Raw genomic sequence first — 19581 nt, 5'->3', positions numbered from 1 at the left:
GTCGCCGCGGCGCTGCTCGCCGCACCCCTGCTCGTCCGGCGGGCTCAGCCGCCGCGGAAGGTCCGCCGGTAGTGCAGCGGGGGCACGCCGAGCTCGCGGCACACGTGGCAGCGCAGCGCCGTCGCCGTGCCGAACCCGACCTCGTCGGCGATCCGGCCGACCGGGAGGTCGGTGGTCTCGAGCAGCTCCCGGGCCCGCTCGACGCGCCGGCGCAGCAGCCACCCGAGCGGGCTCTGCCCGGTCTCCTCCCGGAACCGGCGGGTCAGTGTCCGCACGCCGACGTGCAGCGATGCGGCCAGCTCGGCCAGCGTCCAGGGCCGGGCCAGGTCGGCGAGCATCCGCTCGCGGGCCGCGGCGGTGCCGGTGCCGGGTCCGTCGTCCGCGACCGGCCGGGCGATGTACTGCGCCTGGCCGCCCTCCCGGTAGGGCGGGACCACGGTCCGGCGGGCGACGTCGTTGGCGACGGCGGCGCCGAAGTCGCGCCGGACCAGGTAGATGCACAGGTCGATGCCCGACGCCTCGCCGGCCGCGGTGAGCACCTCGCCCTCGTCGACGTAGAGCACCGCGGGGTCCAGGTCGACCCGCGGGAACCGGCACCGGAACGCCTCCGCGGACAGCCAGTGCGTGGTGGCGCGACGACCGTCGAGCAGCCCGGCCTCCGCCAGCGGGAACGCGGCCGTGCAGATCGACGCCAGCCGGGTGCCGGGACGCAGCGACGCCAGGGCCGTGCCGAGACCGGGGTCGGCGACGACCGACGGCTCGTGGTCGTCCTGCGTCGCGAGCACGACCACGGTGTCGGCCCGGGCCAGCAGCTCCGGCCCGTGCTCGACGACGACACGGAAATCCGCGTCGGTCGGCACCGTCCCGGGGTGCAGCGCGCAGGTGCGCACCCGGTAGAGCGGCTCCCCGTCGGCCGACCGGGCACCGCCGAGGATCTGGTGCACCAGGCCGAGCTCCATCGGCCGCACCCCCGGGCGGACCAGCACCGCGACCTCGTGCCGCGGGGTGTCCTCAGGCGCCGACATAGGCCGCCAGGTGCTCGCCCGTCAGCGTCGACCGGTCCGCGACGAGCTCGGCGGGCGTCCCCTCGAAGACGACCGCGCCGCCGTCGTGCCCGGCACCGGGTCCCAGGTCGATGATCCGGTCGGCGTGGGCCATCACGGCCTGGTGGTGCTCGATGACGATCACCGAGCGGCCGCCGTCGACGATCCGGTCGAGCAGCGCGAGGAGCTGCTCGACGTCGGCCAGGTGCAGCCCGGTCGTCGGCTCGTCGAGGACGAACGTCCCGCCGGACTCCCCCAGGTGCACCGCCAGCTTGAGCCGCTGGCGCTCGCCGCCGGACAGGGTGGTCAGCGGCTGGCCCAGGGTGAGGTAGCCCAGCCCGACGTCGGCGAGGCGCTCCAGGATCCTGTGCGCCGCCGGGGTGCGGGCCTCGCCCGCACCGAAGAACTTTTCCGCCTCGGCCACCGGCATGGCGAGGACCTCGCTGATGTCGCGCCCGCCGAAGGTGTAGCCGAGCACCGAGGCGTCGAAGCGGCGGCCGTCGCAGACGTCGCAGGTGGTGGCGACGCCGGCCATCATCGCCAGGTCGGTGTAGACGACGCCGGCGCCGTTGCAGTTCGGGCAGGCGCCCTCGCTGTTGGCGCTGAACAGGGCCGGCTTGACGCCGTTGGCCTTGGCGAAGGCCTTGCGGATCGGTTCGAGCAGCCCGGTGTAGGTGGCGGGGTTGCTGCGCCGCGACCCCTTGATCGCCCCCTGGTCGACGACGACCACGCCGTCGCGCCCGGCGATCGAGCCGTGGATCAGCGAGCTCTTGCCCGACCCGGCCACCCCGGTGACGACGGTGAGCACCCCGAGCGGGACGTCGACGTCGACTCCGCGCAGGTTGTGCCGGTCCGCCCCGCGGATCTCCAGATACCCGCTCGGGGTCCGCACCGACGGCTTGAGCGACGCCCGGTACTCCAGGTGCCGGCCGGTCAGCGTGCCCGACGCCCGCAGCCCGTCGAGGTCGCCGGTGTAGACGACGTGCCCGCCGTCGGCGCCCGCCCGCGGCCCCAGGTCGACGACGTGGTCGGCGATCGCGATCGTCTCCGGCTTGTGCTCGACGACGAGCACGGTGTTGCCCTTGTCGCGCAGGCGCAGCAGCAGGTCGTTCATGCGGGCGATGTCGTGCGGGTGCAGGCCGATGGTCGGCTCGTCGAAGACGTAGGTGACGTCGGTCAGCGACGACCCCAGATGCTTGATCATCTTGGTGCGCTGGGCCTCGCCGCCGGACAGCGACCCGGACGGCCGGTCCAGGGACAGGTAGCCGAGCCCGATCTCGACGAACGAGTCGAGTGTGTGGCGCAGCGAGCCGAGCAAGGGCGCGACCGAGGGCTCGTCGAGCTGCCGGACCCAGTCGGCGAGGTCGGAGATCTGCATCGCGCAGGCGTCGGCGATGGAGATGCCCCTGATCTTCGAGGAGCGGGCGAGCTCGGACAGCCGCGTCCCGTCGCAGTCCGGGCAGCGCTGGAACACGATGGCCCGGTCGACGAACGCCCGGATGTGCGGCTGCATCGCCTCCCGCTCCTTGGCCAGGAACGACTTCTGGATCCGCGGGATCAGCCCCTCGAAGGTGACGTTGATGCCGTCGACCTTGATCCGGGTGGGCTCCTTGTAGAGCAGTGCGTTCAGCTGGGGCTTCGTGAAGCTGCTGATCGGCTTGTCGCCGGGGAAGAAGCCGGAGTTGGCGAAGATCCGGCCGTACCAGCCGTCGACGGAGTAGTTCGGGATCGTCAGGGCGCCCTCGACGATCGACTTCGAGTCGTCGTACAGGGCCGTGAGGTCGACGTCGGACACCGAGCCGCGGCCCTCGCACCGCGGGCAGGCACCGCCGACGATCTCGAACTCGCGCCGCTCCTTGACCTGCTGGCCGTTCTTGCGGACGGTCACCGCGCCGGAGCCACTGATCGTCGCGACGTTGAACGAGAACGCCTTCGCCGGGCCGGCGTAGGGCTTCCCGAGCCGGCTGAACAGGATCCGCAGCAGCGCCCCGACGTCGGTGGCGGTGCCGACGGTGGAGCGCACGTCCCCGCCCATGCGCTCCTGGTCGACGATGATCGCGGTGGTGAGGCCGTCGAGGACGTCGACGTCGGGGCGGCCGAGGTTCGGCATGAAGCCCTGGACGAACGCGCTGTAGGTCTCGTTGATCATCCGCTGGGACTCGGCGGCGATCGTCGAGAACACCAGGGAGCTCTTGCCCGAGCCGGACACCCCGGTGAACACCGTGAGCCGCCGCTTGGGCAGCTCGACGGAGATGTCGCGCAGGTTGTTCTCGCGCGCACCGTGCACGCGGATGAGGTCGTGGCTGTCGGCTGCGTGCATGGTGGATCCCCCGTCCGGCCCGTCTCAGGGCCGCTGCTGGATGCGGACCATCGTGCCCGCGGGGTCGCGGAAGGCACAGTCGCGCACCCCGTACGGCTGGTCGACCGGTTCCTGGACGACCTCGGCCCCGCTCGCCTGGAGCCTGTCGAACGCGGCGTCGAGGTCGTTACTGGCGAGCAGCACGGCGGTGTAGGTGCCCTTGGCCATCATCTCGGTGATGGTGCGGCGCTCGTCGTCGGTGACGCCGGGGTCCGCCGCGGGCGGGGCGAGGACGATCGAGACGTCGGGCTGCCCGGGCGGGCCGACGGTGAGCCAGCGCATGGTGCCCTGGCCGACGTCGAGGCGGACCTCGAAGCCCAGGCCGTCGCGGTAGAAGGCGAGGGAGGCCTCGGGGTCGGTGTGCGGGAGGAATCCGGCGTGGATGGTGATGGCGGGTCCGGTCATGACGCTCACGCTAGGGAGGTCGCGGGTCCCGGTGCTTCTCGATTCCTGACCGGTCGGGTGACCTGTTTGGCGACGCACGCCGGGAGCCCCGGTGTGCCGTCCCGGGCGGCGCGCTTGTACGCCGACGGCGGCATCCCGATGAGCTCGGTGAAGCGGGTGCTGAACGTGCCGAGCGAGGAGCAGCCGACGGCGAAGCAGACCTCGGTGACGGTGAGGTCGCCGCGTCGCAGCAGCGCCATGGCACGTTCGATCCGCCGGGTCATGAGGTAGCTGTAGGGCGACTCGCCGTAGGCCCTGCGGAACGCCCGCGACAGGTGCCCGGCCGACACGTGCTCGGCGCGGGCGAGCTCGGCGACGTCGAGCGGACGCGCGTACTCGCGGTCGATCCGGTCCCGGACCCGGCGGAGCCGGACGAGCTCGCGCAGGTGTCCGTCGTCGCGGTCGCTCACCCGAGGAACTCCCGCAGCAGCGCCGCCACCTCGGCCGGGCGTTCCAGGTAGACCATGTGGCCCGCGTCGACGGGGGCGACGGTCAGGTCCGCGCCGAGCGCGTCGCGGCAGGCGGCGATCCAGTCGTCGGAGACGTAGTCGGCCCGGCCGGCGGGGACGACCAGCGTCGGCAGACCCGCCGGTGGGACGACCGCCGGGCGCGCCATCTCCGCCCACGCGGCCACCAGGGACGCCTGGCTCAGGCGCCAGCGCCAGGCGCCGTCGCGCTGTTCGAGGTGCTCGTCCACCTCGGCGTCGACGAGCGCGCCGGGGACGTCGGCCCAGCTCTCGGCCTTGGCCGCGCGGGCGGCGTCGCGGGTCGGGAACGTGACGTCGGCGCGGGTGTCCTCGGCCGCGTCGAGCATGTCCTGCGGGTCCAGCCCGAGTGCGGGGTCGAGCAGCGCGAGCCGGTCGAGGCGGTCGGGAACGGTGCGCGCGAGGTGCGTGGCGACGGCACCGCCGAAGGAGTGCCCGACGACGGCGGCGCGCCCGACCCCCTCGGCGTCCAGCACCTCCACCAGGTCGGCGACGTGGCGTTCCAGGTTCCACGGCGGCGCCCACGGCGACCGCCCGTGGCCGCGGACGTCGACGGCGATCCAGCGCAGCCGGGGCAGCGCCGCGAACAGCGGCCGCCAGCGCAGACCGTGGCCGGTCACGCCGTGGACCGCGAGGACCGGCGGCCCGGCGGGGTCGCCGGCGTGGTGCACGTACAGGGACATGCACCCATTCTGCACGTTTGCCGTTTCAGCAAGGAAACTTGCCGTTGCGTGCGGCTGCTCGTCAGGCTGGGGACATGGACACAGCACAGCGCCACGACGTCGTCGTGATCGGCGGCGGCCCGGCCGGACTCAACGGGGCCATGATGCTCGCCCGCTCCCTGCGGTCGGTGGTCGTCGTCGACTCCGGCTCGCCCCGCAACGCCCCGGCCGCCGCCGCGCACGGCCTGTTCGCCCGCGACGGCGTCGCCCCGGCCGAGCTGCTCGCGACCGGCCGTGAGGAGGTCCGCCGCTACGGCGGCACGCTCGTCGACGGCGAGGTCGTCGGCGCCCGCCGCACCGGCGACGGCTTCACCGTGACCCTCGCCGACGGCACCACCCTCGACGCCCGGCGGCTGCTTGTCACGACCGGACTGGTCGACGTGCTGCCCGACGTGCCGGGACTCGCGCAGGGGTGGGGCGCCGACGTCGTCCACTGTCCCTACTGCCACGGCTACGAGGTGCGCGACCGCCCGATCGCGGTGCTCGGGACCGCCCCCGGCTCCGCGCACCAGGCGTTGCTGTTCCGGCAGCTCAGCGCGGACGTGGTCTACGTGTCGCACTCGACGGGGCCGACCACGGAGCAGCGGGAACGCTTCGACGCGCTCGGCATCGCCGTCGTCGACGGGCCGGTGAACGAGGTCGTGCGGTCCGGCGGCGCGATCACCGGGCTGGTCACGCCGACCGGCGTGCTGGCGCGCGAGGTCGTCGCGGTGGCGCCCCGGATGGAGGCCCGCGCCGGCTTCCTCGCCGAGCTGGGCCTGGTCCCGGCCGAGCACCCGAGCGGGATGGGGCAGCACCTCGTCGCCGACGCGATGAGCCGCAGCACGGTCGAGGGCGTGTGGGTCGCGGGCAACATCACCGACCTGAGCGCGCAGGTGGGGGCCGCGGCGGCCGCGGGGGCGTTCGCGGGGGCCGCGATCAACGCCGACCTCGTCGAGGCCGGGGCGCTCGCCGCGCTGCGGGAGGTGGCACGCCTCTAACCTGGAGTCGTGCTGGTCATCTTCGGGCTGTCCCGCAAGGAGCGCCCGCTGGGCCTGGTCGCGCTGGGCTGCGGGACCTGCGGTTACGCGGGTCCGCAGCCCGCGGTGCACCGGAGGACCCGGTTCACGCTGTTCTTCGTGCCGGTGCTGCCGCTGCGCAGCCGCTACGAGATGCGCTGTCCCGTGTGCGGGGCGGGGCGGACCCTGTCCCGCGACGACGCCCGCCGGTACGGCGCGCGGGCCTGAGGAGCGGCCTCCCCCGCGGCACGGCGGCACTCCCTCTACTACCGCCATGCCGCTCCACACCCCGTCGCACGGGTGGACGCACCGGGTGGCCCACGTCCACGGCGACGGCGAGGGGCCCGCCCTCCGGCAGGCGAGGCGCAGCACCGCCGTCCACCCCGAGGCCGCAACCCGAGGCAGGACCGTCGTCGCAGCTCAGCAGTTCGCAACTGCAAACGGAAACTTGATACTCGAACATACGTTCGAGTACTATGGATGGCGTGACCGCGACCCAGGACCCGCCCGCCCACGCCACCGGCGTGCACGCGGGTGGGTTCCCGTCCGGTGATCTCACGCTGCTCCGGTTCTTCGTCGACCACGCCCTCGCCGCCGACACCTCCACGTTGTCCGAAGCCGAGCTGATCGACCAGATCCAGGAGATCGAGACTCTCCGGGCTTCCCTCGCCGCCCTGCAGACGGACCGGATCCGCGCCTTCGCCCAGGCCCATGTCGACAGCCACCGCGTCGACGACCGGGCCGACGTCGACAAGATCCATCGCAGCGTCGTCGCCCAGATCCAACTGGCCTGCCGGGTCTCCACCACCGAGGCCCGCACCCGCGTCGCCGACGCCCGCGACCTGCACGCCGGGCTCGACGACGTCCGGCGCCTCCATGAAGCCGGACAGCTCAGCGCCGCCAAGGCCACGGCGATCGCCGTCGAGTGCCGCGACCTCGACACGATCCAGCGGGCGCAGATCGACGCCCGCCTCGCCACCAACCGGGACCTGACCCGGTACGGCATCGGGCGCCTGCGCGCGATGACCCGCCGCCTGGTCGCCGAGATCGCCCCCGACCGCTTCCGCGCCCGCGTCCACGCCGCCAAGGCCGAACGACGGGTCACCCTGCGACCCGCGCCGGACGCGATGAGCTACCTGACCGCCTACGTCCCGGTCGAACAGGGCGCCGCCTGCCTGGCCGCGCTGCAGAAGGCGTTCGTCGAGATCCAGGTCGACCCGCAGCCCCTGACCCGCACCCGCGGACAGGTCCTCGCCGACACCCTCGTCGAACGCGTCACCGGCCAGGCCACCGCGACCGCCGTGAACCTCGAAGTCCAGGTCACCGTCCCGATCCAGGCCCTGCTCGACCCACGGTCCCCGCTACCCGCCGAGATCCCCGGCCTGGGGCCCGTCCCGGCCGACCTGCTCGCGAACCCCGAGGGGACGAAGTCCCTGCGCCGCCTGCTCACCGACCACGGTCTGGTCATCGGCGGCGACTCCCGACAGCGCATCTTCACCGGACTGCTCGCCACCCTGGTCAAAGCCCGGGCGCAGAACCGGTGCACCGAGCCCTACTGCGACGCACCCGTCCGCCACCTCGACCACATCCGGCGGGATGCCGACGGCGGACGCACTGAGCTGGAGAACGGGCGTGGAGTGTGCGAGTTCCACAACCACGTCCGCGAACAACCCGGCTGGCACGTGGCTCGCGCCCCCGACGGGGCCGTCGTCACCACTACTCCGACCGGGCACACCTACCGCGGTCCGGACTGATCGCGGCGTACCCGGTCGCGCCCGGTGCCGGGGCGGTGTCCGCGGCACCGGGCGGACACCGGGCCCCCGTCTGCGGGGTCCGGCCGCCGCCCGCTCCGCCCGGTGTGTCAGGTCGGCAGCAGGTACTCCTCGCTGGCGTGGTGGCACGCGCTCGGATGGTGCCCACCCGGCCGCGTCACCAGGGGCGGCTCCTCGGTTGCGCAGATGTCGGTGGCCTTCCAGCAGCGCGTCCGGAACCGGCAGCCGCTCGGCGGGTCCACCGGGCTCGGGACGTCACCGGTGAGCCGGATCCGCTTGCGCCCCTCCCGGACCGACGGGTCGGGCACCGGCACCGCGGAGAGCAGCGCCTGGGTGTACGGGTGCGACGCCCGGGTGTAGATCTCCTGCTCGGTCCCGAGCTCCACCATCTTGCCCAGGTACATCACGCCGACCCGGTCCGACAGATGCCGCACGACGGACAGGTCGTGGGCGATGAAGATGTAGGACAGCCCGAACTCGCGCTGCAGGTTCCCGAGCAGGTTCATCACCTGCGCCTGGATGGACACGTCGAGCGCGGACACCGGCTCGTCGCACACGATGATCTCCGGGCGCAGCGCGAGCGCGCGGGCGATCCCGATGCGCTGCCGCTGCCCGCCGGAGAACTGGTGCGGGTAGCGGTTGACGAAGTCGGGGTTGAGCCCGACGACGTCGAGCAGCTCCTGCACCTTCGCCCGTCGCTCCCCCTTCGGCGCGACCTCGGGGTGGATCTCGAACGGCTCCCCGACGATGTCGGCGACCGTCATCCGCGGGTTCAGCGACGTGTACGGGTCCTGCAGCACGATCTGCATCTGCCGGCGCAGCGCCCGCAGCTCCGCTCCGCGGCGGGCGAAGATGTCCTCGCCGTGGAAGCGCACCGAGCCCGACGTCGGCGGCTCCAGCCGCATCAGCACCTGGGCCAGGGTCGACTTCCCGCAGCCGGACTCGCCGACGATGCCCAGCGTCTCGCCCTTGTTCAGCGCGAACGAGACGCCGTCGACGGCGCGCACGTGGCCGACGGTGCGCTTGACGACCGCGCCGACCTTCACCGGGAAGTGCTTGACGAGGTCGTCGACCTCGAGAACGGGCTCGCTCATACGAGGTCCTCCGCGAACAGGCACGCCGACGCCCGCGCTCCGGGCAGCGGGATCAGCGGCGGGTCGGTGCCGAGGCAGCGCTCCACCGCGCGCGGGCAGCGCGGGTGGAACGGGCAGCCGTCGGGGATGGCGGTGAGCGTCGGCGGGAGCCCGGTGATCGCGCGCAGCTCGGTGCCCTTGCTGTCGAGCCGCGGGATCGACGCGAGCAGCGCCTCGGTGTACGGGTGGGCCGGGTTCGCGAAGAGCTGGTGCACGTCGCCCTGCTCGACGATGCGGCCCGCGTACATCACCGCGATCCGGTCGGCGACCTCCGCGACGACGCCGAGGTCGTGGGTGATGAGGACCAGTCCCATCTCCCGTTCGCGCTGGATCTCGGCGAGCAGGTCCATGATCTGGGCCTGCACGGTGACGTCGAGCGCGGTCGTCGGCTCGTCGGCGATGAGCACGTCCGGGTCCAGCGCCAGCGACATCGCGATCATGACGCGCTGGCGCATCCCGCCGGAGAACTCGTGCGGGAAGTTCGTGACCCGCTGCGCCGCCCCGGGGATCCCGACGAGGTCGAGCAGCTCGACGGCGCGGGCCCGCGCGTCGCGCTTGCTCATCCCACGCCGCGTCCGCAGCTGCTCCCCGATCTGGAACCCGACGGTGAACACCGGGTTCAACGCCGACAGCGCGTCCTGGAAGATCATCGCGACGTTCTCGCCGCGCAGCTCGCGGCGCCGTTCCTCGGTCGCGGTGAGCAGCTCCTCGCCGCGGTAGCGGACCGAGCCCGCGGTGACAGTCGCGGGCGGGGTCGGCAGGATGCCCATCACCGTGTTCGCGGTGACCGACTTGCCCGACCCCGACTCCCCCAGGACGGCGAGGGTCTCCCCCGCGTGCACCTGGTAGCCGACGCCGTTCAGCACCCGGGCGACGCCGTCGCGGGTGCGGAACTCGACGTGCAGGTCCTCCACCTCGAGCAGCGGGGTCATGACCGGCCCTTCGGGTCGAACGCGTCGCGCACGGCGTCGCCGAGCAGCACGAAGGCCAGCACGGTGACGACGAGGAACGCGCCGGGGAACAGGAGCAGGTGCGGCGAGGTCCGCAGATAGCTCTGCGCCTCGCTGATCATCACGCCCCACGAGACGACGGGGTCGCGCAGGCCGACGCCGAGGAACGACAGCGTGGCCTCGGCCCCGATGAACGCACCGAGCGCGATCGTCGCGTACACCATCACCGGGGCGATGGTGTTGGGCAGCATGTGCCGCCGGATGATCCGCCACGGGCTCGCACCGAGCGCGCGGGCGGCCTTGACGTAGTCCTGGCTGCGGGCGGCGATCGCGGCGGACCGCATGATCCGCATGACGATCGGCCAGGACAGCAGCCCGATCGTGCCGATCACCAGGCCGCTGATGCCGATCACGCTCTGCCCGACCGACGCCCGGAAGGTGGAGAGCACGACGATCGCGCCGAGGATGAACGGCACGCCGAAGAAGACGTCGGCGACGCGGGCGAGCAGCGAGTCGACCCAGCCGCCGGCGAACCCGGCGACCAGGCCCATGACGGCGCCGACTCCCACGACCGCCGTCGTCGCCAGCACCCCGACGACGATCGAGACGCGGGTGCCGTAGACGGTGCGCGCGTAGACGTCGCGGCCGAGGTGGTCGTAGCCGAACCAGGCCTGGGCCGACGGGTCCTCGCGGGCCCGGGACAGGTCGCCGAGGGTGGGGTCGACCGAGGTGAACAGCTGCGGGAACGCGGCCATGACCAGCAGGAACGTGATGAGGCCCGCCGCGACGAGGAACAGCGGGCGACGGCGCAGGTCGTGCCAGGCGTCCCCGCTGAGGCTGCGGGTAGGGGCCGTCACCTCGGCGCGACCGGCGGCGACGGGCGAATCGGTGGTGGCAGTGGTGGGGTCAGTCAAGGCGGATCCTCGGGTCGAGCAGCGCGTAGGTGACGTCCACGACGAGGTTCGCGAGCAGGTAGACGATCACCAGCAGGACGACGACGCCGGTGACGACCACCCCGTCGAGCCGTTGGATGGAGCCGAAGATGAGCCCACCGATCCCGCGGATGTTGAAGATGCCCTCGGTGACGATCGCTCCGCCCATGAGCGTGCCGAAGTCCGCGCCGAGGAAGGTGATCACCGGGATCGCCGAGTTGCGGGTCAGGTGGACCCCGACGACACGACGCCGGGTCAGGCCCTTCGCGGTCGCGGTACGGACGTAGTCGGCGCGCAGGTTCTCCGCGATCGACGTCCGGGTCAGCCGGGCAACATAGGCCAGCGACAGGCTGCCGAGCACGTAGCCGGGCACGACGAGGTCCAGGAACCCCGGGTCCGCCGGGACCGTCGGCGGGATCAGGCCCAGCCGCAGCCCGAGGACCGACTGCAGCACGTAGCCGGTCACGAAGACCGGCACGGCGACCAGGAACAGCGTCGCGGTGAGCACGACGTTGTCGAGGAACCCGCCGGGCCGCAGCCCGGTGAGCACGCCCGCAGTCAGGCCGATGATCGCCTGGATGACCAGCGCGACGACCGCGAGCTTGATCGTGACCGGGTAGGCGTTCGCGATCAGCGTCGCGACCTCCTGGCCGCGGAAGTTCTCGCCGAAGTCGCCCTGCAGCAGGTTGCCCAGGTACGTGACGTACTGGACGAAGATCGACTGGTCGAGCCCGTACTCCTCGCGCATGCGCTCGATGAACGCGGGCGGGCAGGCCTGGTCACCGCACTTGCCGGCGAGCGGGTCGCCGGGCAGCGCCCAGACCATGAAGTAGATGAGGAACGTGGTGCCGAGGAACACCGGCACGAGTTGCAGGAGTCGTCGCAGGACATAGCGCCCCACGGGTCACCTCCGGGATCGGGGCCGGCGGTTCGCGCCGGGCACGTGCACCGGCGGCCGGGGGTCGCCCGGCCGCCGGTGTGGTGGTGGGACGGCGTCACTCCTGGACGGTCACGCTCTCCAGGTCCAGCTCACGACCGTAGGTCAGCTCGACGTTCTGCAGACGCGGCGACCAGCCGAACTGCGCGGACTGGTCGTTGATCGCGACGGCGGGCATGTCCTGGATGAGGACGCGCTCGGCCTCGGCCCACAGCGCGTAGGCCTCCTCGGCGGTGGCCGCGGTCGAACCCTGGTTCACCAGGGCGTCGAAGCGCGGGTTGGTGTAGCCGCTGTTGTTGTTCGCTGCTCCCGTCGTGTACTGCGGGCGCAGCACGTACTCCATGGTCGGGGTCGAGGCGACCCAGCCGGAGCGGAAGATCCCGGTCAGGTTCTCGGCCCGGCGCTGGTCCAGGAACTCCGAGAAGGTCGGGACCGGGACGAAGTTGCAGGGCACGCCGAGGGTGTTGCTGATGCTGACGCAGGCGGCCTGCATCCACTCGCGGTTGATCGCCGAGTCGACGTTGGAGATCAGCTCGATCGGGCCGGTGAAGCCGGAGGCGTCGAACTGCTGCTTGGCCCGCTCCGGGGAGAAGGTGCACAGCTCGCCGCACTGGTCGTCGACCTTGCCGGGCACGCCCTCCGGGATGAACCCGGTGGCCGGCTGGACGAGTCCGTTGTAGACATTGTCGATGATCGCCTGCCGGTCGACGGCCATGGAGATCGCCTGCCGCAGCTGTGGGTCGGCGTAGCGCTGGTCGTAGATCGGGAAGGTCATCGTGTTGATGCCGGCGTAGGGCTGGTTGCCGTTCCGGTCGGCGAGGTCCTGCTGGTACAGGTTGTCGATCAGGAACGAGCCCGGGATCGACTCGAGGAAGTCCAGGTTGCCGCTGACGACGTCCTGGTAGGCGGCCTCGCTGTCGGCGTAGAAGCGGAACTCGACGCCGCCGACGGAGACCGGCTGCTCGCCGCCCCACTGCTCGTAGCGGGTGACGGTCACGTTCTGGTCGGGGACGCGGGACTCGTAGCGGAACGGGCCGTTGCCGACGGGGTTCGCCTCGAAGGCCGCCGGGTCGGCGAAGAACGACTCGGGCATCGGGTAGAACGCCACGTCGCCGAGGGTGTTGACGAAGATCGGCGACGGCGCGGTCAGCGCGACGGTGAAGGTACGGTCGTCGACGACCTGCAGACCCGACATCGCCTGCGCCGTGGGCTCACCCTCGTCCGGGTTGACCTGGTCGAACCCGGCGATGTTGGAGAAGAACTCCGAGCTGGACTGCGCGTTGGTCTTCAGGGCCACGTAGTTCCACGCGTCGACGAAGCTCTTCGCCGTGACGGGCGTGCCGTCGTGGAAGGTCCAGCCCTCCTTCAGGCGGATCGTCCAGTTCTGCGAGTCGGGGGACTCGATGGACTCGGCGACCTTGTTCTCCGGCTCGCCCTGCTGGTTGTAGTCGACCAGGCCGGACCACAGCGCATCCAGGATCTTGCTGCCGCCGACCTCACGGGTGTTACCCGGCAGCAGGGCGTTCTCCGGCTCGGTGCCGTAGACCGAGATCGTGGGGGCGCCCTGGGCGTCGCCCGTGGTGCCGCCTCCCCCGCCGCCACAGGCGCTGAGCACCAGCGCGGAGGTCAGGGAGAGCGCGAGCAGCGCCGCGACTCGAGGTGATCGCATCAGAGTCCTGTCTGTCCGGGACGGCCGCTCCCCGCGTGGTGTGCAGGCGGCCGGTGCGGTTCGGTGGTGGGTCGCACGGTAACCACAGCATCGCGGTTCTCCGGTTACGAATCCATTGCGTCCGCCGCCATTGCGCCGAGCAACACGGAATTGCGCGCGACGGTCGGTGAGCGGATCGCGACGTCCCGTCCGGCCCGATCCTCACGGAAAACACATCGGCGCAGGTCGGACGCATTCCGGTGCATTCTTCCGCTACGCAACATTGCATTGCGCATCGCAATTAGTCGGTCGAGCATGTGACGAGTGCCACATCTACGAGTCAGTCCGAGCCCGTGAGCAGCGACGGCACCTCACGGAAACGCACCGACACCGGACGGCGAGTCGGGCACCGTCCCACGTCGTGGAACCCGATCGCCACGACGCGGGACCACCCGTCGCGCAAGAAACCACCGTCCGCGCGCATTCTCCGCCTGTCTTCCCGCGGAATGTCCGTCGTTATCGCGACGACAACCACCGAGCCCCGGGACACCGACTCCGACACCGCGCGGACCCGTTTTCCGGCAGTTCTGAACAATGCACCGGAATCGCATCGCAAACGGGGCGCGGACACCGCCGGCGTGCGCTCCACCTGCGGGACCGCGGGATCGCAGCTCGACCGTCCCCGCCTCCGGAGACGACGGCGTGGTTCCGCAGGACGTCAAACGCTCGACGTCTGCATTTCAGGAAGATCGCCTGAAACGGTCATTCGAGTACGGGCGTACCAATCACGGGCGGTCAGCGCGGCGACGCCTGCGTGAACAGATCGCCCTTCAGGTAGATGTTCCAGTCGGCCGCCTTGAGGCCGTGCCCACCGGAACGCAGGTGGTAGCTCATCGCCGGCCCGGAGAAGGCCGTGTCGGTGGCGGGCTTCCAGCCCGTCGTGCCCAGTCCGTTGTCGCCGAGGCCGTACAGGTCGTAGATCTCGCTCGCCGCCTCGTAGGCGAGGAACTCGCCCTCCGGGTCGGCGTTGGAGTCGTCGCTGGCGCTGGCGATCACCAGCTTGCGCGGCGCGACCAGCCCCATCAGCTCGTGCTGGTCGACGGGCAGCTCGTCGACCTTGTCCCCGTAGGCCTGGTAGGTCTTCGGGAACCAGTACGGGAAGGAGCTGTTGACCCGCGACACCGTCTCGGCGCCCACTCCCCCGTCGCCGCGGCGGGCGAGCTTCGCGCCGGTCGACCCCGAGTTGTTGGAGATGACCGCGGCGAAGCGCGGGTCCTGGGCGCCGGCCCAGAGCGCGGCCTTGCCGCTGCGGGAGTGCCCGATGACCGCGATCTTCGACGGGTCGATGTCCTTGTCGGTCTGGAGATAGTCCATCGCCCGGCTCGCGCCCCAGGCCCAGGCGGCGACGGCCCGGCCGGCGTCGTCGGGCAGGTCGCTCCCGGACGGGTGGAACAGGTTGATCATCTTGCTGCGGTAGCTGCCGCTGTCGTCCGGGGCGATGTCGTTGGCGTCGATCTGGGCGAAGGCGTACCCGGCCTTCGTGATCGTCGAGACCGGTGCGTAGTCCGAGGACTGCCCCGGGTCGTCGGAGACCGAGCCCCGGTGGTCGATCATCAGGAAGGTGCCGCGCGGGGTCTGGCCCTTCGGCACGAACAGCCGCAGTGGGAAGGACCCGGTGCCCTCCGGACCGGTGATGCCGATCGTGACCTTCTTGCTGACCACGTCGCCGTCCTCGGTGGTCTGCACGTCGGCGGTCTGCTTCGACGGCCTGGGCAACGGCTGCCCGTAGACGTTCTCGCGGAAGGCCGTGAGCAGCTCCGCGCGCCGGGTGCCCTCCCACCGGGCCACGTCGGTGACCCCGGTGCCGTCGAGCAGGCGCAGCGGATTCGGGTACTGCGTGCCGTCGATGGTCACCGTCGCTGCGACGGACAGGCCCGCCGCCGGGACCGACGTGGAGGCGGCGTGTGCGACCGGCGCGGCCGTGGCCCCCACCGCGCCCACGCACCCGGCCGCGGCGACCGCGCCGACGACGAACAGCGACGTCGCCGTCCTCGCGACGGGGAGCAGGACGCGACGACGACTGCGCGGACTGATCGGAGTGGACACGGTCCGAACGCTACCGAGGCAGGGACCCTCTGCAACCGACGTTGCCGGTATCACGTCGATCGGGGGACATGATCACACACCTAACGTGTGACTCCTGTCGCCACAGGTGTTGCCGCAGGTGACAACGGGGTACGGCGGGTCCGCGCGGCGCCCCGGGAGAGGTCTGCCGACGTTCGCGGCTGCGAACGGTCGGGGCCGCAGCGCGGTGTCGCGCGGTCCCCGGCCACCGACAGCGACCGCGGCTTCCCGACGGTCCTACCGCGCGCGCCGCGCCCGCAACCACGGATCGACGATCTGTGGTTACCGCGCCGCGACCCGGACAGGCTGGACCCCATGCCACGCACCCCTGACCTCACCCTCCCCGACCTGACCGGGCGCCGCGCCGTCGTCACCGGCGGCAGCGACGGCGTCGGGCTCGGCATCGCCGACCGGCTCGCCGCCGCCGGTGCCGAGGTCGTGCTGCCCGTCCGCAACGCCGCGAAGGGCGCCGCCGCCGCCGACCGGATCCGCGACCGGCACCCCGGTGCCGCCGTCTCGCTGCGCGAGCTCGACCTGTCCTCGCTGTCCTCGGTCGCCGCGCTCGGGGAGACCCTGCGCGCGGAGGGACGCCCCGTCCACCTGCTGATCAACAACGCCGGCGTGATGACCCCGCCGGAGCGGCGCACCACCGTCGACGGGTTCGAGCTGCAGTTCGGCACCAACCACCTCGGTCACGTCGCGCTCGTCGCGCACCTGCTGCCGCTGCTGCGCGAGGGCCGCGCCCGGGTGGTCTGCCAGATCAGCGTCGCCGCGGCCCGCGGCACGGTCCTGTGGGACGACCCGGACTCCGAGCGGTCCTACGACGGCATGGCCGCCTACCGGCACTCGAAGATCGCGTTCGGGCTGTTCGGTCTGGAGCTGGACCGGCGCAGCCGCGCCGCGGGCTGGGGCATCACCGCGAACCTGTCGCACCCGGGAGTCGCGCCGACAACCTCCTGAACGCCCGTCCCGATCTCGGCCGGGAACGGCGGTCCGCCGGTCGACGGGTGATCGGGGCGCTGTCCCGGGCCGGTCTGCTGGTCGGGACCGCCGACTCGGCGGGGCTGCCCGCGCTGCTCGCCGCGACCGCACCGGACGCCGGGCACGCCGTGTTCTACGGGCCGAGGGGTCCGGGCCGGGTGGGCGGACCACCCGGCGAGCAGGAGCTCTACCGCCCACTGCGCGACGCCGACGCCGCCCGCCGGGTGTGGGACCTGTCGCAGCAGCGGGCCGGGGTGTCCTTCGACGGCGCGGCCACCCCCTGACAGCCCCCCTCGCCGACGCCTCCAGGACACCGGCGGACCCCACCGCCGGGGGCCCGTCCGGAGGGGATCATGGAGGCGTCGACGTACGGAGGTGCCCAGTGGTGGACCAGTCCCCCCAGGAGCGCGAGATCCTGCTGCACGGACAGCGTGTGAGCTACCGCGAGACCGGCCGCGGCGAGGGCCCGACGGTCCTGCTCGTGCACGGTCTCGCCGCGAGCTCACGCACCTGGGCCCCGGTGTTCGACGCGCTGGGCGGCGGGCTGCACGTGATCGCGCCGGACCTGCTCGGCCACGGTGCCAGCGAGGCCCCGCGCAGCGGCGACTACTCCCTCGGCGGCTACGCGACCGGGCTGCGGGACCTGCTGGCCGCGCTCGACGTCGAGCGGGCGACGATCGTGGGGCACTCGTTCGGCGGCGGCGTCGCGATGCAGTTCGCGCACCAGTTCCCCGAGTTCACCGAGCGGGTCGTGCTCGTGTCCTCCGGCGGTCTCGGCCACGACCTGACCCTCGCGCTGCGCGCGGCGAGCCTGCCGGGCACCGAGCTGGTGCTCCGCTCGGCGGCGTCGCTGACCCCGCCGTGGATGCGGCGCGCCGCGCACCGGCTCGCCCACCGCGTCGGTCGTGTGCCGCGCTCGGACATCGACGGTGTGCACACCGCGCTGGAGACCTTCGCCGACCGCGGCACCCGCGGCGCGTTCGTCCAGACCGCGCGGGGTGCGCTGGAGCCGTCCGGCCAGCGCCTCGACGGGGCGCAGCGCCTGCACCTGCTCGAGGAGGTGCCCGTGCTCCTGGTCGGGGGGAACCGCGACCGGGTCATCCCGCTCGCCCACACCCTCGCCGCGCACGACCGGCTGCCCGACAGCCGGCTGGAGGTGTTCGACGGTGCCGGGCACTTCCCGCACGCCGAGCAGCCGGACCGGTTCGTGGGGCTGCTGCGGGACTTCGTCGACGGGACCGCACCGGCCGAGGGCGACCGGGACGCGCTGCGCCGCCGGATCCTGGGGCTCCCCCGGGTCGGCTGACCCGTCGTCGCCGGGGCCGGAACCCCGGGGGCCCCGCGGCAGCGGGACGCAGCGGCGTCCGGACCCGCGTGACGGCCGTGCCGTCCTCGCCCGCTCAGCGGCGCACCACCGCGACCGGGCACCGCGCGTCGTGCAGGACGGACCGGACCACCGAGCCGAGGTGCAGCCCGGCGACACCTCCCGTCCCCCGCGCGCCGACCACGAGCAGGGCCGCGTGCCGGGACGCCTCGACGAGCGCCGCGCCCGGACGGGCCCCGGCGACCTGCCGGTCGAGCTCCACCGTCGTCGACGCGGGGACGCACCGGTCGATCGCCTCCCGGAGAAGCCGCTCGTGCGTCGCGACGCCGGTACCGACGTCGACCGCGGCCACCGCCAGGTCGGAGGGGCGGTGCCGGGTCCAGCAGTGCAGCGCCGTCAGCGGCACGCCCCGTCCCTCGGCGATCCCCACCGCGAACACGAGGGCACGGTCGCCGGCGGCGGAGCCGTCCACCCCGACCACCACCCGTCGCGCCGCCGGGTCCTCCTGCCTGCGGACGACGACGACGTCCGAGGCGGACCGATAGCACAGCTCGAGGCTGACCGAGCCGACCGTCATGTCGTGGACGCGTCCGTGCCCGACGGCCCCGACGACGACGAGCGCCGCCCGCACCGACGCCGCCCGCACCGACGCCGCCCGCAGCGCCGGGCCCGGCGCCTGGTCGACGACGTCGGAGCCGACCAGGACCTCCGGGCGCGCCTCACCGACCCGCTCGACGGCCCGGTGGACGATCGTCCGCCCGCGCGCCCGCATCCCGCTCACCGAGGCCGGCGGGGCGAACGGGCCGGTGTCCACCCCCGCGGCGTGCACCACGTGCAGCGGGGCGCGTCGTCGGGCGGCCTCCTCGGCCGCCCACTCCACGGCCGTCGTGCTCGCGGCGCCGCTGTCGACGCCGACGACGACCGCACCGTGCGGAACGCTCACCACCCACCTCCCGGTCCCGGCCCAGCGTGGAGACGGGCCGGTCCCGCCGCCAGTGGTCGTCGGTCCGTCCGCAGCGGGTCGGAGGGCCCGTGCCCGGACCGGGCGGGGACGGCACCGTCGGCGCGACCGGCCGCTCCGGTGCCGGCACCGTCCCGGGAGGCGCCCGTGCAAGGACCCCGGACCGCCACCGGGCGGATCGACCGCACCCGGTCGTCGGACCTGATGGAGCTGGCCGTCGACCGCAGTCCGGTGCCCTGGCAGGTCGGCGTGGTGCTGCGGACCGTCCGGGAGCTCGACGCGGACGGGCTGGCCCGGGCGCTGGCCGACCGGGTCGCGGCGGTGCCGCGGCTGCGCCGCAGGCTCGTCCGCACGCCGCCGCTGTGCGGACGCCCGGTGTGGGTCGACGATGCCGGCTTCGCCGCGGGCCGGCACGTCCGCGCGGTCCGGTGCCCCGCCCCGGGCGACGACGACGCCCTGTACGACCTCGCGGTCGGCGTCGTCGGGACCCGGCTGCCGTCCGACCGGTCGCCGTGGGCGGCGGTCGTCGTGTCCGGCCCGGCCGGGGGCGGGGGCGCCGTGGTGCTCGTGATGCACCACGTGCTCGCCGACGGCATCGGCGGGCTCGCCGCGCTCGGTGCGCTGGTCGACGGGGCGCCCCGGGGCGCGGACGCGGGGTTCCCCCGCAGGCCACCGTCGGCGCGGGAGCTGTTCCTCGACGCTCTCCACGAGCGGCTGCGGACCCTCGCGCACCTGCCGCGCGGGCTGCGCCGGCTGCGTGACGGCGTC

The 19581-nt window shown here is 73.0% G+C and carries 19 protein-coding genes; 7 read left to right on the top strand and 12 right to left on the bottom strand.

All coding sequences use genetic code 11. The annotated features are described in order from the left end of the window. Positions 1–44 precede the first annotated feature (44 nt). From NH602_RS13565 to NH602_RS13545, 5 genes are read right to left on the bottom strand one after another with little or no spacing between them, the layout of a single operon-like run. Positions 45–1025, bottom strand: coding sequence for a GlxA family transcriptional regulator (locus NH602_RS13565; RefSeq protein WP_253068010.1), 981 nt, complete (start codon positions 1023–1025; stop codon positions 45–47). Continuing rightward, positions 1012–3363: an excinuclease ABC subunit UvrA gene (locus NH602_RS13560; RefSeq protein ID WP_179762479.1), complete on the bottom strand. Its 2352-nt coding sequence runs from the start codon at positions 3361–3363 to the stop codon at positions 1012–1014. Before NH602_RS13560 ends, NH602_RS13565 begins: the two co-directional genes overlap by 14 nt. Before the next feature lie 24 nt (positions 3364–3387). After that, positions 3388–3807: a VOC family protein gene (locus NH602_RS13555; RefSeq protein WP_179762478.1), complete on the bottom strand. Its 420-nt coding sequence runs from the start codon at positions 3805–3807 to the stop codon at positions 3388–3390. A gap of 5 nt (positions 3808–3812) precedes the next feature. Further along, positions 3813–4256, bottom strand: coding sequence for a helix-turn-helix transcriptional regulator (locus NH602_RS13550; RefSeq protein ID WP_179762477.1), 444 nt, complete (start codon positions 4254–4256; stop codon positions 3813–3815). Next, the gene (locus NH602_RS13545) at positions 4253–5014 is read right to left on the bottom strand and encodes an alpha/beta fold hydrolase (protein ID WP_253068009.1); all 762 of its coding nucleotides are present in this window, start codon (positions 5012–5014) and stop codon (positions 4253–4255) included. Before NH602_RS13545 ends, NH602_RS13550 begins: the two co-directional genes overlap by 4 nt. A 74-nt stretch (positions 5015–5088) precedes the next feature. On the opposite strand from NH602_RS13545, the gene NH602_RS13540 reads away from it, so the two are divergent. From NH602_RS13540 to NH602_RS13530, 3 genes are all read left to right on the top strand, one after another. Then, a complete protein-coding gene (locus tag NH602_RS13540) occupies positions 5089–6033 on the top strand; it encodes an NAD(P)/FAD-dependent oxidoreductase (RefSeq protein ID WP_253068008.1) in 945 nt (314 codons plus the stop codon). Between the two features lie 9 nt (positions 6034–6042). Beyond that, positions 6043–6279: a zinc-ribbon domain-containing protein gene (locus NH602_RS13535; protein ID WP_253068007.1), complete on the top strand. Its 237-nt coding sequence runs from the start codon at positions 6043–6045 to the stop codon at positions 6277–6279. A 257-nt stretch (positions 6280–6536) separates the two neighbouring features. Then, positions 6537–7805 carry an HNH endonuclease signature motif containing protein gene (locus tag NH602_RS13530; RefSeq protein WP_253068006.1) on the top strand — a complete coding sequence of 423 codons (1269 nt, stop codon included), beginning with the start codon at positions 6537–6539 and terminating at the stop codon, positions 7803–7805. A gap of 107 nt (positions 7806–7912) precedes the next feature. Here the strand turns inward: NH602_RS13530 and NH602_RS13525 are convergent, their stop codons facing one another. The 6 genes from NH602_RS13525 to NH602_RS13500 all read right to left on the bottom strand — a co-directional run bounded on the left by NH602_RS13525 (position 7913) and on the right by NH602_RS13500 (position 15529). Next, positions 7913–8917, bottom strand: coding sequence for an ABC transporter ATP-binding protein (locus tag NH602_RS13525; RefSeq protein ID WP_062395891.1), 1005 nt, complete (start codon positions 8915–8917; stop codon positions 7913–7915). Next, positions 8914–9888 carry an ABC transporter ATP-binding protein gene (locus NH602_RS13520; protein WP_062395892.1) on the bottom strand — a complete coding sequence of 325 codons (975 nt, stop codon included), beginning with the start codon at positions 9886–9888 and terminating at the stop codon, positions 8914–8916. Before NH602_RS13520 ends, NH602_RS13525 begins: the two co-directional genes overlap by 4 nt. Next, a complete protein-coding gene (locus tag NH602_RS13515) occupies positions 9885–10820 on the bottom strand; it encodes an ABC transporter permease (RefSeq protein ID WP_256494677.1) in 936 nt (311 codons plus the stop codon). The genes NH602_RS13520 and NH602_RS13515 overlap by 4 nt, the downstream gene beginning before the upstream one ends. Continuing rightward, the gene (locus tag NH602_RS13510; protein ID WP_073574469.1) at positions 10813–11739 is read right to left on the bottom strand and encodes an ABC transporter permease; all 927 of its coding nucleotides are present in this window, start codon (positions 11737–11739) and stop codon (positions 10813–10815) included. The genes NH602_RS13515 and NH602_RS13510 overlap by 8 nt, the downstream gene beginning before the upstream one ends. 94 nt (positions 11740–11833) lie before the next feature. Next, on the bottom strand, positions 11834–13444 hold the full coding sequence (locus NH602_RS13505) for an ABC transporter substrate-binding protein (protein WP_253068005.1): 1611 nt from the start codon (positions 13442–13444) through the stop codon (positions 11834–11836). 774 nt (positions 13445–14218) lie between these two features. Next, positions 14219–15529, bottom strand: a complete 1311-nt coding sequence (locus NH602_RS13500; RefSeq protein ID WP_253068004.1) for a dienelactone hydrolase family protein — start codon at positions 15527–15529, stop codon at positions 14219–14221. Between the two features lie 333 nt (positions 15530–15862). On the opposite strand from NH602_RS13500, the gene NH602_RS13495 reads away from it, so the two are divergent. The 3 genes from NH602_RS13495 (at position 15863) to NH602_RS13485 (ending at position 17834) form a co-directional block, all read left to right on the top strand. Next, on the top strand, positions 15863–16507 hold the full coding sequence (locus tag NH602_RS13495) for an SDR family oxidoreductase (RefSeq protein ID WP_253068003.1): 645 nt from the start codon (positions 15863–15865) through the stop codon (positions 16505–16507). A gap of 47 nt (positions 16508–16554) precedes the next feature. Beyond that, positions 16555–16812, top strand: coding sequence for a hypothetical protein (locus NH602_RS13490; RefSeq protein ID WP_253068002.1), 258 nt, complete (start codon positions 16555–16557; stop codon positions 16810–16812). Positions 16813–16913: 101 nt separating this feature from the next. After that, the gene (locus NH602_RS13485; protein WP_253068001.1) at positions 16914–17834 is read left to right on the top strand and encodes an alpha/beta fold hydrolase; all 921 of its coding nucleotides are present in this window, start codon (positions 16914–16916) and stop codon (positions 17832–17834) included. A 94-nt stretch (positions 17835–17928) separates the two neighbouring features. Here NH602_RS13485 and NH602_RS13480 read toward each other — a convergent pair whose 3' ends face one another. Then, positions 17929–18795, bottom strand: a complete 867-nt coding sequence (locus NH602_RS13480) for a universal stress protein (RefSeq protein ID WP_253068000.1) — start codon at positions 18793–18795, stop codon at positions 17929–17931. A gap of 165 nt (positions 18796–18960) precedes the next feature. On the opposite strand from NH602_RS13480, the gene NH602_RS13475 reads away from it, so the two are divergent. Beyond that, the coding region (locus tag NH602_RS13475) for a wax ester/triacylglycerol synthase domain-containing protein (RefSeq protein WP_308292837.1) at positions 18961–19581 on the top strand (621 nt) is incomplete at its 3' end.

The sequence above is a fragment of the Pseudonocardia sp. McavD-2-B genome (assembly GCF_024124365.1).
GTDB classification, from domain to species: domain Bacteria; phylum Actinomycetota; class Actinomycetes; order Mycobacteriales; family Pseudonocardiaceae; genus Pseudonocardia; species Pseudonocardia alni.
The sequence above is the reverse complement of the archived record's forward strand: the minus strand, read 5'-3'. Positions and strand labels throughout refer to the sequence as shown.